The organism is Pseudomonas sp. NPDC089758, from assembly GCF_044748705.1.
Lineage (GTDB): Bacteria > Pseudomonadota > Gammaproteobacteria > Pseudomonadales > Pseudomonadaceae > Aquipseudomonas > Aquipseudomonas putida_X.
Map to the genome: position 1 here is coordinate 214,267 of NZ_JBIVGN010000004.1, position 14,597 is coordinate 228,863.

Consider the following 14,597-nt stretch of genomic DNA (forward strand, 5'->3'; position numbering starts at 1 on the left):
ATCAATGGCTTGCGCGATTTCTTGAGGGGCCTGCAGCGGGCGCTGTACCGGGAACGGCACGCGCTGGGTGACACTTTGTACCGTTTGCGACACGCTTGATTGCGGCACATTGCAAAGCCCGGGCGGGTGGAGGATGCTGGCAGGACGCTCTATCTGCGGAGAACAAAAACCAATGCAGAGCCACCACCTCAGTCGTCATGCCCAGCAAGTGCATACCGTTGCCCACGGCGAAGCCGGGGGGGCCGGCAGCGATCCGTCCATTGCCCGCTCCTGGCTGCGATGCCTGGAGGACTACCATCTGGATCCCGAGGTGCTTGCCGCGCCGGTTGTGCTGGAGCACGGCCGCTTGCTCGAAAGCCGTGAGCGCCTGAACCAGGTGCTGAAAATCGCCGACAGTGAAATGAACAGCCTGCACCAGCAGTTATCCGGTGCCGGGCATGCGGTGCTGCTGACCGATGCGCGCGGTGTCATCCTCAACTGTGTCACTGCACCCAGCGAGCGGCGCATCTTCGAACGTGCAGGGTTGTGGTTGGGCGCTGACTGGAGCGAAGCGCGCGAGGGCACCAACGGCATCGGCACCTGCCTGGTGGAGCGCCAAGCCCTGACCATCCATCAGAACGAACATTTTCGCGGCCGGCACACCGGGCTGACCTGTTCGGCCAGCCCGGTGTTCGACCCTCACGGCGAACTGCTGGCAGTGCTCGATGTGTCCTCGGCGAGGCCGGATGTTTCGCGCCAAAGCCAGTTTCATACCATGGCGCTGGTCAACCTTTCGGCAAAGATGATCGAGAGCTGTTACTTCCTGCGCCACTTCGAGCAGCAATGGCTGCTGCGCTTTCACCTGCAGGCCGAGTCGGTGGGGTTGTTCAGCGAAGGGCTGCTGGCGTTCGGCGCCGATGGCCGTATCTGCGCGGCCAACCAGAGCGCCCTCAACCTGTTGGGCACTGTCCGGGGCGGGGTACTGGGCAAGCCGTTGGACATGTTCTTTGCCTGTAACCCTGATGAGCTCTTCAGCCGCGCCATGCCCACGGGCAGCCCGGCCTGGCCGCTGTATACACGAGATGGTCGTCAGGTATTTGCCAGCTTGCGCGGGCAGGCTAAGGCGCCGGTGTGGGCGGTGCCGGCTGGTTTGCCCGAAGCCCGGCCTGAGGCGGCCCCGGGCATTTGCCTGATGGACCCGGCGCTGCAGGGTGATTTCCAGCGGGCGCTGCGGGTGTTCGAGCGTGATGTGCCACTGCTGGTGTCGGGCGAAACCGGTTGTGGCAAGGAAGCCTTTGCCCAGGCCGTGCACCAGGCTAGCCAACGGCGCGGCAAACCGTTCGTGGCAGTCAACTGCGCATCGATTCCCGAAAGCCTGATAGAGAGTGAGCTGTTCGGTTACCGCGGCGGCAGTTTTACCGGAGCGCGCAAGGAAGGCATGCGCGGCAAGCTGCTGCAGGCCGATGGCGGCACCTTGTTGCTCGACGAGATCGGTGACATGCCGCTGGCGCTGCAGACCCGTCTGCTACGGGTGCTGGAAGAACGTCAGGTGGTGCCGATCGGTGGTGAGCCGCAAGCGGTCGATGTGCGCATCGTCAGTGCTACCCACCGAGATTTGCTGGAGCGGGTGGAGCAAGGCACCTTCCGCGAGGACTTGTATTACCGGCTCAACGGACTGGAAGTGGCAATGCCGGCGGTGCGTGAGCGCAGTGACAAGGCTCAGTTGCTGGATTTCCTGTTGCGCCAGGAAGCGCAAGGCCAGGCCATCGAAATCGACCCAAGCGCCCGCCAGGCGCTGCTGGATTATGCTTGGCCGGGCAATGTGCGCCAGATGCGCAATGTGCTGCGTACGCTGGTGGCATTGTGTGAGCACGGGCGTATCGAGTGTGGCGAGCTTCCCGCCGTCATCCTCAAAAAAGCAGGCAAAAGCTGCAGCGCCCCCCAAGAGTCTGGCACCACCCACAAGGTTGGCACCCCCCAAGAGGCTGGCACCACCCAAGAGGCTTGCACTCCCCCTGTGGGAGCCGGCTTGCCGGCGATGAGGCCGGGACGGTTGGAGGATGCCGAACGCCAAGCCCTGTTATCCACACTGGAGGCAAACCGCTGGCACCTGACCCGTGTCGCCGAGCAATTGAATATCAGCCGCAATACCTTGTATCGAAAACTGCGCAAACACGGCATCGCCAGGGGCGTCTGAGCGAAACAGCGGGTGCGATTTCCCGCGCCCTGGGCTACCCTGCCTCGAAGTTTTGCGAGGTCGACCATGCACATTCATATTCTCGGTATTTGCGGCACTTTCATGGGTTCGCTGGCGGTGCTGGCCAAGGAGCTTGGCCACCGTGTGACCGGTTCGGACGCCAACGTCTATCCACCGATGAGTACCCAGCTCCAGGCCCAGGGCATCGAGCTGACTCAGGGCTACGACCCGGCCCAGCTGGACCCGGCACCTGACCTGGTAGTGATCGGCAACGCCATGTCGCGGGGCAACCCTGCAGTGGAGTATGTGCTCAACAAAGGCCTGCCTTACGTCTCTGGCCCCCAGTGGCTGGCCGACCATGTGCTGCAGGGGCGTTGGGTGCTGGCCGTGGCCGGTACTCACGGCAAGACCACCACCAGCAGCATGCTGGCCTGGGTCCTGGAGCATGCCGGCATGAGCCCTGGCTTCCTGATCGGCGGCGTGCCGCAGAACTTCTCGGTCTCGGCACGTTTGGGCGATACGCCGTTCTTCGTGGTGGAAGCCGACGAATACGACAGCGCCTTCTTCGACAAACGCTCGAAATTCGTGCACTACCATCCGCGCACAGCCATTCTCAACAACCTAGAGTTCGACCACGCGGACATTTTCCCGGACCTGGCCTCCATCGAGCGGCAGTTCCATCACCTGGTGCGCACCATCCCGAGCGAAGGCTTGGTGATCCACCCGACCACAGAGCAGGCGCTGGAGCGGGTAATCGGCATGGGCTGCTGGACGCCAGTGCAGACCACCGGCGAGGGTGGCCAATGGCAGGCGCGCCTGCTCAGTGCCGACGGCTCGCGCTTCGAAGTGCTGTTCGAGGGCCAGGCGCAAGGCATCGTGGACTGGGCCCTGACTGGCCAGCACAACGTTGCCAACGCGTTGGCAACCTTGGCCGCTGCCCGTCATGTGGGGGTCGTGCCGGCCATGGGCATCGATGGCCTGAGCGCGTTCAAGAGCGTCAAGCGGCGCATGGAGAAGGTCGCAGAAGTGCAGGGCGTGACCATCTACGACGACTTCGCTCATCATCCGACGGCCATCGCCACTACCCTGGACGGGCTGCGCAAGCGGGTGGGCGAGGCGCCGGTAATCGCCATCATCGAGCCTCGTTCCAACTCCATGAAGCTCGGCGCGCACCGTGACGGCCTGCCAGAAAGCGTCAATGATGCCGACCAGGTAGTCTGGTATGCGCCCGCCAACCTGGGCTGGGACCTGGCAGCGACCGCAGCGCAGTGCAAGGTGCCAAGCGTGGTCGCCGACAGCCTCGAGGCGATCATCGAGCGGGTCAAGGGCCAGGCGCGGCCGGGCACACATGTGGTGATCATGAGCAACGGCGGCTTTGGCGGCCTGCACGGCAAGCTGGCCGAGGCCCTGAAATGAGCGGGCCGGAACGCATCACCCTGGCCATGACCGGCGCCTCCGGTGCGCAGTATGGCTTGCGCCTGCTCGATTGCCTGGTGCGCGAAGACCGTGAGGTGCATTTTCTCATCTCCAAGGCCGCGCAATTGGTGATGTCCACCGAGACCGACGTACTGCTGCCACCCAAGCCGCAGGCCATGCAGGCCTTTCTCACCGAGTACACCGGCGCTGCCGATGGGCAGATCCGCGTGTATGGCAAGGAGGACTGGATGTCGCCGGTGGCCTCGGGCTCCGGCGCACCGGCGGCCATGGTAGTGGTGCCGTGCTCGACCGGCACCCTGTCGGCCATCGCCACCGGGGCCTGCAACAACCTGATCGAACGTGCCGCCGACGTAACCCTCAAGGAACGTCGCCAACTGATCCTGGTGCCGCGGGAGGCGCCATTTTCGACCATCCATCTGGAGAACATGCTCAAACTCTCGCAGATGGGGGCAGTGATCTTGCCGGCGGCGCCGGGCTTCTATCACCAGCCACAAACCATCGATGACCTGGTCGACTTCGTCGTGGCGCGCATTCTCAACCTGCTGAACATCCCACAGGACATGTTGCCGCGCTGGGGCGAACATCATCTTGGGGCGGATGATTGAGGCGGGCTTTGCCTGCCGTGCTGGCCGTCCTGCTGCTCGACGGCTGTGCCACGGTGCGGACGCTGGATGCCAACAAGCCGGGCGCCCCAGTGGTGTATGCCGGCACCCGGCTGGACTTGTACGTGATCAATGGCGGGTGCTGCCCAGAGGACCATTTCGGGGCTCAGGCGCCGGCGTATCCACGGTTGGACCTGCCAGGCAGCATGCTGCTCGATACCCTGCTCCTGCCATTATCGTTGCTGACGGCTGCCGGGATCGGTTTCCAGGCCACTGGCGGTCTGTAATGGCCCCATTGCCGGCTTGCCGGTGACAGGGCCTTACAGGCGGGCGCTATTTCTTGCCCAATCTACGCAGCTCATCCGACTCGACAACCCGAATCCCGTCCTCTTCTTCCAGCGCCAGGCGCCACAGCGCTCGCGCCAATGTGCAGGCTTCGATCCCCCGATACTTGCCCGGCATCAACCGCGCAAACGGCGACGCCAGGCGCTCTCCCAGGCGCGGTGCGATACGCTCGCCCAGCAACAGCGAAGGCCTGACAATCGTCAGTTGTGGCCAATCCTGCGCTTTGAGTGCCTCTTCCATCTCGCCTTTGACCCGGTTGTAGAAGATCGACGATTTGGGGTCGGCGCCGATCGCGCTGACCACCAGCAGGTGGCGCGCCCCCATCTCCCGGGCCCGCTTGCTGAAGGCCACCACCATGTCCAGGTCGACGGCGCGAAACGCCTGTTCGGAGCCGGCCTGCTTGAGGGTAGTCCCCAGGCAGCAGTAAGCGATGTCCACGCGCCCGGCCAACTGCGGTAAAAACACCGCAGGGTCGCCGACCGGGTTTTCCAGGTGTGGATGTTCGGCCAAGGGGCGGCGGGTGGGTGCCAGAACGCGGCTGATGGTGGGCTCGTTGAGCAGGCGGTCAAGCAGGTGTTCACCCGTCAGGCCCGTGGCTCCGGCAAGCAGGACATGCTGAGGCGTCAAGTACATGATGTCTCTCCTGTGTTACACACAAGTCTAGTGCGGGGTGGGCCTTTTTTCCTGCCCCTGCGAAGTCGCTTGTGCGGCATTGCGTAAGGCTTTTTCAGCTTGCTGCTGGCGCAGGCGTTGCCAATGTGCCAGTACGGTTGGCGGTGCCCAGATCTGTGGCTCGGAGGCTTCGAAACCTTCCCGCTTCTCCCGTTCGGCAACACTGCTGCGCGCCAGTTCAAACGCTTGTTCGAGATCGTCGGTCTGGTTCAGCGCCTGGGCGAACAGAGCCTCGCCGAAATAGGTGAAATCAGCCTCTTCCGAGCAGCCGAATGACACCCTGTCGGCCCGAGCGGCCGTCATGATGATTGTCCGCTCATCTTTGAGCGGGGCGATGTAACCCCCGGAATAGCAGGCGGAGATGACGATTACCTTGTCGCGTTCCTTGAGCGGCGCCAGGGCGCTGGCCAGTTCGTCGGCGGACAGGTCGGCAAGCTGCAGGCGTGGCTGGTCGAATACCAACTGGTGGTCCTGGCTGCCATGGCTGGTCAGGTAGATGAACACCAGGTCCTGCGGGCCGGTGCGCTCGGCCAGTGTGCGGGCGGCGCGGGTAAGGTTCTCGCGGGTTGCCATGGGCCTTGAGGACATCTGGTCGCGGTGGTTGACCAGGGTGATCTGGCCATGGGCGCCGAACCGCACCTTCAACAGATTGCTGACGTAATCGGCCTCGCGCAGAAACACACTCTGTTGGCCGTCACCCGCGACCACCAGGCTATACAGCTCAATCGGCGGCGTGGAGCGCGGTACGCGGGCCAGCGCCTGCTCCAGCAGCTTGCCCTGATTGAGCAGCGCCAGTTCCAGCGGGTCGGGAAGCAATTTGCCGTTGTGGTCGCGAACACGCACACCATTGACCCAGTAACCGCTTTGCACCTTGCCACTGGCCAGGGTCAGTTTGCCCCGGCCCTGGTAGGCATCGTTTTCGAAGCCGCCGACATAGTGGCTGCCATCGGGCAGTTGCAGGCTGCCCTGGCCGGCCAGGCGCCAGTCGACGAAGCTGCCCTTGTAGTGGCTGCCATCGCTGCCGAGCATTTCCCCTTCGCCAAGCAGCGAGCCGTCCTTGAACTCGCCAATCCACACATCGCCTTCGGCGTTTTCATAGCGGCCACGACCTTCCAGGCGATTGTCCTTGAACTCGCCGATATATTGCTCGCCATCGACGCTTTCGTAGGTGCCGCTGCCCTGCAACAGACCGTCGACGAAGCGGCCGCTGAACTGATTGCCGCTGGCATCGCTGCGTACGCCGGCACCGTTGGGCTTGCCTCTGGCGAACTCGCCCTGATAACGGCTGCCATCGGCGAGTTCGAGTTCGCCCGCGCCATGGTACTGATCGTCCTTGAATTGGCCGCGGTAGGTCTGGTCGGCCTGCTTGAGCGTGCCTTCGCCGTCGCGTCGGCCGTGGCTGAAGGTGCCGGCGTAATGGCTGCCGGGGGTGGTCAGATCGCCCATGCCCTGGAACAGGCCGGCAGCGAACTGGCCACGATAGATTTCGCCATTGCTGCCATGCCACTCGCCTTGACCCTGCCACTGGCCATCCTTGAAGCCGCCGGCGTACCAGCTGCCGTTGGGGTAGTCGATGCGCCCTTCGCCTTGCAGCAGGCCGTCGACCACCTGGCCCCTGTAGCGACCGCCGTCGGGCAGGCGCGCGTCCGGTGGCAACAGCGATTCGCCATCGCCACAGGCAGCGAGCATCAGGGTAAGGGTGAGAGGTAACAGAGCACGCATGGCCGAATCCGGGCAAAAGTTATGCCGAGTATGCCGCACAATGGGGCGGATGAGACAGCCATGGCAGGGGCCGCGTGGCGGCCCCGAAAACGATCAGACGAAGCAGAGCGAAAGCGGCTCGGCGATATAGGCCGGCTTGTCCTCACCTTCGATCTCCAGTGTCGCGGTGGCCTTGAGCAACCACTGCCCAGGTTTCTTCTCGATCACCTCACCCAGGTCCACCTTCAGGCGCACCTTGCTGTCGACTTTCACCGGCTGAATGAACCGCACGCTGTCGAGCCCGTAGTTGACCACCATCTTCAGGCCTTCAGGCAGCACCAGAATGTCTTCCATCAGCTTCGGGATCAGCGACAAGGTCAGGAAACCGTGGGCAATGGTGCAGCCGAACGGTGTCTTGGCCGCTTTGTCAGGGTCGACATGGATGAATTGAAAATCGCCCGTGGCTTCGGCGAACAGGTTGATGCGTTGCTGGTCGATCTTCAGCCAGTCGGAACGTCCCAGTTCCTTTCCAACGTACTGCGAAAGCTCGGTAACCGGTACATAGGGCATCGCGACTCTCCAGGTTGTCATTTGGTACGAGAGTGCAAGATCAGCACGGTGCGCAATGACAGTCAAGTTGCCAGCATCGTGGCGAATGCCTGCCCATAGGCTTGCGCGTGCTTATAATGGCCGGCATGCCCAAAGGAGATCCTTATGCTGCTGCGTGGTTTGACCTGGCTGGTGCTGTTCCAGCTGCTGGGTACGGCGCTCAATCATCTGTTGGTGCCGATACTGCCCGGGCCGATCATTGGTCTGTTGCTCTTGTTGTTGTTCCTCATGGCCCGCGGTGAGGTCGGCAAACCCTTGAACGAGGCGGCGAGCAGCCTGTTGCGCTACCTGCCGCTACTGTTGGTACCGCCAGCAGTCGGTGTGATGGTGTATGCCAAGGCTATCGCTGCAGACTTCTGGGCCATCGCCGGCGCTCTTCTGATCTCCTGCCTGGCCACCTTGGTGTTTGTTGGTGTATTGATGCAGAAACTCATGCATCGCCAGGGCAAGCGCGGGGAGCAGCCATGATCCTCGACTGGCAGGGCGCGCTCGATGCGGTTGTCCACCATCCGCTGTTTGGCATTGGTATCACGCTGGGGGCCTACCAGCTCGTACTGGCCGCCTACGAGAAAACACGCTGGATTTTCCTGCAGCCGGTACTCGTGTCGATGGTCTTGGTGATCGGTGTGTTGCTGGTCTGTGGTATCGACTACCGCGAGTACCGCAAGAGCACCGAGATCATGAACATCCTGCTGGGGCCGGCCACGGTGGCGTTGGCCGTGCCGCTCTACCTCAACCTGCGGCGTATCCGTCAGCTGTTCTGGCCGACATTTACTACGCTGGTAATCGGAGGCCTGTTCGCTACGCTCTGCTGCCTGTTGCTGGGCTGGTGGTTCGGCGCTGAACATATGATCCTGATGACCATGGCGCCGAAATCGGTGACCTCACCGATTGCCATGCTCGTGGCCGAGCAAATTGGTGGTGTGGCGGCGCTGGCGGCGGTGTTCGTGTTGATCACCGGGGTGATCGGGGCCATCTTCGGCCCGGCGTTGTTGAGCCGTTTTGGCGTGCATAGCCCCGAGGCGCGTGGCATGTCCCTGGGCGTGACCGCGCATGCCGTGGGTACCTCGGTGGCCTTGCAGGAAAGTGACGAGTGTGGCGCGTTTGCCGCACTGGCGATGAGCCTGATGGGGGTGGCCACGGCGGTGTTCCTGCCGTTGGCGGTCAGCCTGGTGGCTTGAGGAGTTGTGATGACGCTACCGCTGTTTCCCCTCAATACTGTGTTGTTTCCCGGTTGCCTGCTGGATTTGCAGATATTCGAAGCCCGCTACCTGGACATGATTGGCCGCTGCATGAAGCAGGGCACAGGCTTTGGTGTGGTGTGCATCGTCGAAGGCGAGCAGGTCGGCAAGGCGCCACCTGTGGTGGCATCGATCGGGTGCGAGGCGCTGATCCGTGATTTTGTTCAGCAGGACAATGGTCTGCTGGGTATTCGGGTCGAAGGTGTGCGGCGCTTCGAACTGAGCCAGACCGAAGTGCAGAAAGACCAGCTGTTGCTGGGCGAGGTGAATTGGCTGGCGGAGCAGGCGGATAGCCCGCTGACCGATCAGGACGATGACCTGCTGGCCCTGCTGGTGGCGTTGGGTGAGCACCCGATGGTCGAGGCACTGGACATGCCTCGTGATGTCGCGGGGCGCCAGGCACTGGCCAATCAGCTGGCTTATCTGCTGCCGTTCATGGAGGAGGACAAGCTGGACTTGCTGGCGATCGACTCGCCGTCGGAGCGGCTGGCGGAAATCCAGAGGCTGCTGGAGCGGATTCAGGGGGAGTTGTTTGCCTGATCGAGGCGGGTTGCTTTCATGGCCCTATCGCCGGCAAGCCGGCTCCCACCACGACCGCGCTGCTCTTGGGGCCTGCGCTTTACCTGTGGCAGCGACTGGCTTGCTCAACTTCCAAGAGCTGGCGCGATCCCGGTGGGAGCCGGCTTGCCGGCGATAGGGCCGTCCAGCCAATGTCAGTATTGATAACGCTCCAGGGCCAGCGGCAACGCGTGTAGGGCAAAAAAAGCCAACAGCGCGATACACGCCGGTAATACCAGCCACCATACCCGCTGTGGCAATGCATTGAGCGGCTGGCGATGTTGCACCAGCGTCAGGCTGAGCGCGCAGACGCAGCAGGCCAGCAAGGCCCCGGCCAGAATGTCGGTCGGCCAATGCGCTCCCAGGTACACGCGCGACAGGGCAATCGCCAGCGCCGGAATGCACCCAAGCATCACCCAGGTCAGGCGCAAGCGTGGCGGCTGGCCCCGCCCGGCCAGCACGGCCATTACCAGAAAGAACGCAAACGAGGCCGAGCTGTGCCCGCTGGGCATGCTGTAACTGGTCAAGGGATCGGTCAGTACCTCCGGTCGCGCCCGCGCGAACAGCCATTTCAGCGAGCCATTGGCAATGGCCGTACCCATCAAGGCGCCCCCGGCGAACAGTGCGTGCCGCCACTGCCGGGCGAGCAGCAGCAGGCCGGTGAGCAGCCCGCCCAGGAAAAATTGGGTGCGGAAATCGCCCAAGCGGGTCACCAGCACCACGGTGCCGTCCACCGCTTGGCTGCGATGCTCCTGCACCAGGGTCATCACGCCCTGGTCGAACTCGTGAAAATACGGCCACCCCAGAAACACGCCGGCCAACGCCAAAAAGCTCAAGCCGGCGATCAGCCGCGTCCCGTGGCGCTGGTCGCGCACGCTGCTGTTCAGGCTCAGCCCGATCAGCACTGCCAACGAGCCTGCGATGATGCCTGCATCCAGCCAGAACCCTTCCGGCAATGGCAGGCGCATGGCCGCCCCGGTAGCCCAGCCCGGCAACAGGTAGGCGACCGACCAGCCGGCACCGGCCAGCACGCTGACCGCGATGAAACGCGGCAACGGCATGTCGAACATGCCCGCGACCATCGGCAGCATCGGCCGCAGCGGGCCGATGAAACGGCCAACCAGCAAGCTGGCGATGCCGTAGCGCTGGAAGTAGGTTTCAGCGCTGCCGATCCATTCCGGGTGGTGGCGTAACAGGGGTAGGCGGCGGATGTTCTGGTGGAAGTACTTGCCGATCGTGTACGACAGGGCGTCACCGAGCAGGCCACCGAGGAACCCCAGCAGCAATGTTTCGCCCAGGCTGAAAGTCCCGCTGCCGGCCAATACTGCGACGGCAAACAGCAGTACCGTACCCGGCACGATGATGCCCGCGATGGCCAGGCATTCGATGCAGGCCACCAGGAAAATTGCCACGCCAAGCCACTGCGGGTTGGCGCTGAGCCAGCCGGTCAGGCTGTCGAGCCATTGGCCCATGGTTCAGCTTCCTTGTTCGAGAATGAAATAGTCTTGCCCTTCGACTTGGCCCCGGCGCAGCGGGTTCCGGGTGCAGAAGCGGGCGTATTCGGCGTCGATGAAACGGTACGGCAGGTGCTCATCGCGGCCATGGGGGATACCCAGGCGCGCGGCCTGGACCACTTTGGGTACGGCGATCGCACAATCCTCCACGTACAGGCGTTCAGGGTCGAAGCGCTGGCCATCCCACTGCGGCACCTTCAGGCCCAAGGCCCGGCACAGCAATGTCTGGCCGGCGCACAGGCGTTCGGCTGGGCGCAGCTTGCCGCTGGCGTCGGGGTTGTTCAACTGCATTTGCGCCAGGCTGTTGGCATCGGAAAGGGCGTCCACCCAGGGGTAGGCCGACTTGATGAGCACTGCATTGCCCGGGCCGTGTGCGCTGAAATTGAGCGAGTCGCCTCCGCGGGCGTAATACATGTAGATATGCCCGCCATCGAGAAACAGCGCCCGGCGTTTCTCTGTGTAGCCAAGCGAGGCATGGCTGCCCTTGTCCGTCAGGTAATAGGCCTCGGTTTCAATGATCCGAGCGGCCAGCCACAGGTCGCCGTGCCGATGGCGGATGACCTTGCCGAGCAGGGCTTTGGCCAAGACCTGGGCGTCCCGGTCGAAGAAGCTGTCGGGCAAGGCGCGGGCAGGGCAGGAGGGCGTGTCTGGCATGCTGGCGATTCGTGGTGGTGTGGGCGCGGATGATAGCAATGATTGGCTTAATCGAGGCTGAACCAAGACAGTTCGATAAGAGCGGTTACATCTTTCCTACAGATTCTTGTCTGCCATTTTCTACCATCCGCCACCCGCCGCTGGGCGTATACCTGCGCGGCAGTTATAATCAGCCGATTTCCCCTTCGCCAAGACACCGAACCCATGACTGAGTCCGTTCTTGACTACATGACCCGTTTGGGTCGCGCCGCTCGCCAGGCCTCCCGGGTGATCGCCCGCGCCAGCACTGCGCAGAAAAACCGCGCCCTGCAGGCTGCTGCCGATGCACTGGACGCTGCGCGTGCCGAGCTTGCCGCAGCCAACGAACAGGACCTGGCCGCCGGCCGTGCCAATGGTCTGGAGCCTGCCCTGCTCGACCGCCTGGCCCTGACCCCTGCGCGTATCGACGGCATGATCACCGGCCTGCGCCAGGTGGCCAGCCTGCCGGACCCGGTCGGCGCCATCCGCGACATGAGCTATCGCCCGTCGGGTATCCAGGTCGGCAAGATGCGCGTGCCACTGGGGGTGATCGGAATCATCTACGAGTCGCGCCCCAATGTGACCATCGACGCCGCCAGCCTGTGCCTGAAGTCTGGCAACGCCACCATCCTGCGCGGCGGCTCCGAGGCCATTCACTCCAACCGCGCCATCGCCACCTGCATTCAGCGTGGCCTGGCAGAGGCCGGCCTGCCGGCCGCAGTGGTGCAGGTGGTCGAGACCACCGACCGTGAGGCGGTTGGCGCGTTGATCAGCATGCCTGAGTTCGTCGATGTCATCGTGCCCCGGGGTGGCCGCGGCCTGATTGAACGCATCAGCCACGATGCCCGCGTGCCCGTGATCAAGCACCTGGACGGTATCTGCCACGTCTACGTCGGCGAGCATGCCGACCTGGACAAGGGCTGGCGTGTCGCTTTCAACGCCAAGACGTACCGTTACGGTATTTGCGGTGCGATGGAAACCTTGCTGGTCGACCAGCGTGTGGCTGAAGGTTTCCTGCCGGAAATGGCCCGCCGCTTCCAGGAAAAAGGCGTCGAACTGCGCGGCTGCGCGCGTACCTGTGAGCTGATCGCGGCCAAGCCGGCCAGCGAAGACGACTGGCACACCGAGTACCTTGACGCCGTGTTGTCGATTCGGGTGGTCGACGGGCTGGAGCAGGCGATCGAGCACATCAACCACTATGGCTCGCACCACACAGATTCGATCATTACCGAACACCAGGGCCAGGCCCGCCAGTTCATGGCCGAGGTGGACTCGGCTTCGGTGATGCTCAACACCCCGACCTGCTTTGCCGACGGCTTCGAGTACGGTTTGGGCGCGGAAATCGGCATTTCCACCGACAAGCTGCATGCCCGCGGGCCGGTCGGCCTGGAAGGCCTGACGTGCGAGAAGTACGTAGTGATCGGCGATGGCCAGCTGCGCGGCCAGGAGTCCTGCTGAGTTGAGCAAGGCCCAGGCAGTCCGGCGCATCGGCATTCTTGGCGGTACTTTCGACCCCGTGCACATCGGCCACCTGCGCAGCGCGCTCGAGGTCGCCGAGTTCATGGGGCTGGAAGAACTGCGCCTGTTGCCCAATGCCCGGCCGCCGCACCGCGACACCCCGCAAGTGGCCGCCCAAGACCGCCTGGCGATGGTGCGTGAGGCCGTGCAAGGTGTCGAGCGCCTGAGCGTCGATGCCCGTGAGCTTGAGCGCGACAAACCGTCCTATACCATCGACACGCTGGAGTCGGTCCGCGCCGAACTGGGCGCGGATGACCAGCTGTTTCTGGTGCTGGGCTGGGATGCCTTCTGCGGCTTGCCTGGCTGGCACCGCTGGGAAGAGCTGCTGCAACACTGTCACATCCTGGTACTGCAACGCCCGGATGCTGACGTTGAACCCCCTGACGAGCTGCGCAACCTGTTGGCCGCGCGCTCGGAGAGCGATCCCACCGCCATGTCCGGCCCGGCGGGTAGTATTTCGTTCGTCTGGCAGACACCGCTTGCGGTGTCGGCTACACAGATCCGACAGCTGCTGGCCAGCGGCAGGTCGGTGAGGTTCCTGGTGCCGGACGCCGTACTGGCCTACATCGAGGCGCATGAACTGTATCGTGCGCCTAACTGACGGTGCCCTGTGGGCGCCTCATCCAACGAGTTGAACGAGTTTTATATGAGCAAGCAGAAAATCAACGGCGAAGAACTGGTCAAGCTGACCATCAGCGCGCTGGAAGACGTCAAGGCCCAGGATATCCAGGTCATCGACGTTCGCGACAAACACAGCCTGACCGACTACATGATCATTGCCACGGGTACCTCCAATCGCCAGATCAACGCGATGCTGGAAAAGGTCCGTGAAACGGTCAAGAAAGAAGGTGCACAGCCGCTGGGCGAAGAAGGCAAGGGCGACAGCGACTGGGTACTGCTGGACCTGAACGACGTCATCGTGCATATGATGACCGCCGCTGCCCGCCAGTTCTACGACCTGGAGCGCCTGTGGCTGGGTGCCGAGCAGAGCCGTGCCGCCGATGCCAAGCACCACAGCCCGGAAAACGCCAGCGACTACTTCACCGACAAGCTCAAAGACCGGGAATAAGGAAGCGTCGTGCGTCTGCGCCTGATCGCGGTCGGCTCGCGCATGCCCAAGTGGGTCGAGGAAGGCTGGCATGAATATGCCAAGCGCCTGCCCCAGGAGCTGTCGCTGGAGCTGGTGGAAATTCCGCTCAATACCCGAGGCAAGAATGCCGACGTCGCCCGCCTGATTCGTCAGGAGGGTGAGGCCATGCTGAGCAAGGTGCAGCCGGGGGAGCGCATCGTTACCCTCGAGGTTCACGGCAAGCCCTGGAGTACCGAGCAATTGGCTACCGAGCTGGACCGCTGGCGGCTGGACTCGCGTACGGTGAATTTGATGGTGGGCGGCCCGGAAGGGCTGGCGCCTGAGGTTTGTGCGCGCGCCGAGCAACGCTGGTCGCTGTCGCCGCTGACCTTGCCGCACCCGTTGGTAAGGATACTCATCGGCGAGCAGATCTACCGCGCCTGGACCGTGTTGTCCGGGCACCCTTACCACAAATGAGCCATT

At 63.4% G+C, this 14,597-nt stretch carries 16 protein-coding genes; 11 read left to right on the top strand and 5 right to left on the bottom strand.

Going from position 1 to position 14,597, the window contains the following annotated elements; all coding sequences use genetic code 11:
• The first annotated feature begins 172 nt into the window (after nucleotides 1–172).
• From ACIPZH_RS07485 to ACIPZH_RS07500, 4 genes are all read left to right on the top strand, one after another.
• Nucleotides 173–2,176 carry a sigma-54-dependent Fis family transcriptional regulator gene (locus tag ACIPZH_RS07485; RefSeq protein ID WP_400635760.1) on the top strand — a complete coding sequence of 668 codons (2,004 nt, stop codon included), beginning with the start codon at nucleotides 173–175 and terminating at the stop codon, nucleotides 2,174–2,176.
• Between the two features lie 66 nt (nucleotides 2,177–2,242).
• On the top strand, nucleotides 2,243–3,592 hold the full coding sequence (mpl, locus tag ACIPZH_RS07490) for a UDP-N-acetylmuramate:L-alanyl-gamma-D-glutamyl-meso-diaminopimelate ligase (protein WP_241803961.1): 1,350 nt from the start codon (nucleotides 2,243–2,245) through the stop codon (nucleotides 3,590–3,592).
• On the top strand, nucleotides 3,589–4,218 hold the full coding sequence (gene ubiX / locus ACIPZH_RS07495; RefSeq protein WP_039603651.1) for a flavin prenyltransferase UbiX: 630 nt from the start codon (nucleotides 3,589–3,591) through the stop codon (nucleotides 4,216–4,218). Before mpl ends, ubiX begins: the two co-directional genes overlap by 4 nt.
• A complete protein-coding gene (locus ACIPZH_RS07500; RefSeq protein WP_241803960.1) occupies nucleotides 4,215–4,502 on the top strand; it encodes a YceK/YidQ family lipoprotein in 288 nt (95 codons plus the stop codon). Before ubiX ends, ACIPZH_RS07500 begins: the two co-directional genes overlap by 4 nt.
• Before the next feature lie 46 nt (nucleotides 4,503–4,548).
• Here ACIPZH_RS07500 and ACIPZH_RS07505 read toward each other — a convergent pair whose 3' ends face one another.
• From ACIPZH_RS07505 to ACIPZH_RS07515, 3 genes are all read right to left on the bottom strand, one after another.
• Nucleotides 4,549–5,193, bottom strand: coding sequence for an oxidoreductase (locus ACIPZH_RS07505; RefSeq protein ID WP_012312540.1), 645 nt, complete (start codon nucleotides 5,191–5,193; stop codon nucleotides 4,549–4,551).
• 27 nt (nucleotides 5,194–5,220) lie between these two features.
• Nucleotides 5,221–6,954: a C13 family peptidase gene (locus ACIPZH_RS07510; protein WP_400635763.1), complete on the bottom strand. Its 1,734-nt coding sequence runs from the start codon at nucleotides 6,952–6,954 to the stop codon at nucleotides 5,221–5,223.
• Between the two features lie 93 nt (nucleotides 6,955–7,047).
• The gene (locus ACIPZH_RS07515; RefSeq protein WP_241803958.1) at nucleotides 7,048–7,503 is read right to left on the bottom strand and encodes a MaoC family dehydratase; all 456 of its coding nucleotides are present in this window, start codon (nucleotides 7,501–7,503) and stop codon (nucleotides 7,048–7,050) included.
• A gap of 144 nt (nucleotides 7,504–7,647) precedes the next feature.
• Here ACIPZH_RS07515 and ACIPZH_RS07520 point away from each other — a divergent pair, with 144 nt between their 5' ends.
• Genes ACIPZH_RS07520 through ACIPZH_RS07530 form a run of 3 tightly spaced genes read left to right on the top strand, consistent with a single transcriptional unit; the run spans nucleotide 7,648 to nucleotide 9,323 of the window.
• Nucleotides 7,648–8,010, top strand: a complete 363-nt coding sequence (locus ACIPZH_RS07520) for a CidA/LrgA family protein (protein WP_241803957.1) — start codon at nucleotides 7,648–7,650, stop codon at nucleotides 8,008–8,010.
• Nucleotides 8,007–8,723: an LrgB family protein gene (locus ACIPZH_RS07525; RefSeq protein ID WP_400635765.1), complete on the top strand. Its 717-nt coding sequence runs from the start codon at nucleotides 8,007–8,009 to the stop codon at nucleotides 8,721–8,723. The genes ACIPZH_RS07520 and ACIPZH_RS07525 overlap by 4 nt, the downstream gene beginning before the upstream one ends.
• A gap of 9 nt (nucleotides 8,724–8,732) precedes the next feature.
• On the top strand, nucleotides 8,733–9,323 hold the full coding sequence (locus ACIPZH_RS07530; RefSeq protein ID WP_241803955.1) for an LON peptidase substrate-binding domain-containing protein: 591 nt from the start codon (nucleotides 8,733–8,735) through the stop codon (nucleotides 9,321–9,323).
• A 173-nt stretch (nucleotides 9,324–9,496) separates the two neighbouring features.
• Here the strand turns inward: ACIPZH_RS07530 and ACIPZH_RS07535 are convergent, their stop codons facing one another.
• Entirely contained in the window at nucleotides 9,497–10,813 is a 1,317-nt protein-coding gene (locus ACIPZH_RS07535) for a bifunctional DedA family/phosphatase PAP2 family protein (protein ID WP_241803954.1), read from the bottom strand.
• A gap of 3 nt (nucleotides 10,814–10,816) precedes the next feature.
• Nucleotides 10,817–11,509: a DNA-3-methyladenine glycosylase gene (locus ACIPZH_RS07540; protein ID WP_241803953.1), complete on the bottom strand. Its 693-nt coding sequence runs from the start codon at nucleotides 11,507–11,509 to the stop codon at nucleotides 10,817–10,819.
• Nucleotides 11,510–11,713: 204 nt separating this feature from the next.
• On the opposite strand from ACIPZH_RS07540, the gene ACIPZH_RS07545 reads away from it, so the two are divergent.
• Genes ACIPZH_RS07545 through rlmH form a run of 4 tightly spaced genes read left to right on the top strand, consistent with a single transcriptional unit; the run spans nucleotide 11,714 to nucleotide 14,591 of the window.
• Entirely contained in the window at nucleotides 11,714–12,985 is a 1,272-nt protein-coding gene (locus ACIPZH_RS07545) for a glutamate-5-semialdehyde dehydrogenase (RefSeq protein WP_400635766.1), read from the top strand.
• On the top strand, nucleotides 12,954–13,646 hold the full coding sequence (gene nadD, locus ACIPZH_RS07550; protein WP_400635769.1) for a nicotinate-nucleotide adenylyltransferase: 693 nt from the start codon (nucleotides 12,954–12,956) through the stop codon (nucleotides 13,644–13,646). The genes ACIPZH_RS07545 and nadD overlap by 32 nt, the downstream gene beginning before the upstream one ends.
• A 45-nt stretch (nucleotides 13,647–13,691) precedes the next feature.
• A complete protein-coding gene (gene rsfS / locus ACIPZH_RS07555) occupies nucleotides 13,692–14,114 on the top strand; it encodes a ribosome silencing factor (protein ID WP_241803950.1) in 423 nt (140 codons plus the stop codon).
• A 9-nt stretch (nucleotides 14,115–14,123) separates the two neighbouring features.
• Nucleotides 14,124–14,591 carry a 23S rRNA (pseudouridine(1915)-N(3))-methyltransferase RlmH gene (rlmH, locus tag ACIPZH_RS07560; protein WP_008090421.1) on the top strand — a complete coding sequence of 156 codons (468 nt, stop codon included), beginning with the start codon at nucleotides 14,124–14,126 and terminating at the stop codon, nucleotides 14,589–14,591.
• Nucleotides 14,592–14,597 lie beyond the last annotated feature (6 nt).

Excerpts from the sequence above, each read along its gene's own strand:
- ACIPZH_RS07485 (WP_400635760.1), top strand. The coding sequence starts at position 173 with ATGCAGAGCCACCACCTCAGTCGTCATGCCCAGCAAGTGCATACCGTT.
- mpl (WP_241803961.1), top strand. The coding sequence starts at position 2,243 with ATGCACATTCATATTCTCGGTATTTGCGGCACTTTCATGGGTTCGCTG.
- ubiX (WP_039603651.1), top strand. The coding sequence starts at position 3,589 with ATGAGCGGGCCGGAACGCATCACCCTGGCCATGACCGGCGCCTCCGGT.
- ACIPZH_RS07505 (WP_012312540.1), bottom strand. The coding sequence starts at position 5,193 with ATGTACTTGACGCCTCAGCATGTCCTGCTTGCCGGAGCCACGGGCCTG.
- ACIPZH_RS07510 (WP_400635763.1), bottom strand. The coding sequence starts at position 6,954 with ATGCGTGCTCTGTTACCTCTCACCCTTACCCTGATGCTCGCTGCCTGT.
- ACIPZH_RS07515 (WP_241803958.1), bottom strand. The coding sequence starts at position 7,503 with ATGCCCTATGTACCGGTTACCGAGCTTTCGCAGTACGTTGGAAAGGAA.
- ACIPZH_RS07520 (WP_241803957.1), top strand. The coding sequence starts at position 7,648 with ATGCTGCTGCGTGGTTTGACCTGGCTGGTGCTGTTCCAGCTGCTGGGT.
- ACIPZH_RS07525 (WP_400635765.1), top strand. The coding sequence starts at position 8,007 with ATGATCCTCGACTGGCAGGGCGCGCTCGATGCGGTTGTCCACCATCCG.
- ACIPZH_RS07530 (WP_241803955.1), top strand. The coding sequence starts at position 8,733 with ATGACGCTACCGCTGTTTCCCCTCAATACTGTGTTGTTTCCCGGTTGC.
- ACIPZH_RS07535 (WP_241803954.1), bottom strand. The coding sequence starts at position 10,813 with ATGGGCCAATGGCTCGACAGCCTGACCGGCTGGCTCAGCGCCAACCCG.
- ACIPZH_RS07540 (WP_241803953.1), bottom strand. The coding sequence starts at position 11,509 with ATGCCAGACACGCCCTCCTGCCCTGCCCGCGCCTTGCCCGACAGCTTC.
- ACIPZH_RS07545 (WP_400635766.1), top strand. The coding sequence starts at position 11,714 with ATGACTGAGTCCGTTCTTGACTACATGACCCGTTTGGGTCGCGCCGCT.
- nadD (WP_400635769.1), top strand. The coding sequence starts at position 12,954 with ATGGCCAGCTGCGCGGCCAGGAGTCCTGCTGAGTTGAGCAAGGCCCAG.
- rsfS (WP_241803950.1), top strand. The coding sequence starts at position 13,692 with ATGAGCAAGCAGAAAATCAACGGCGAAGAACTGGTCAAGCTGACCATC.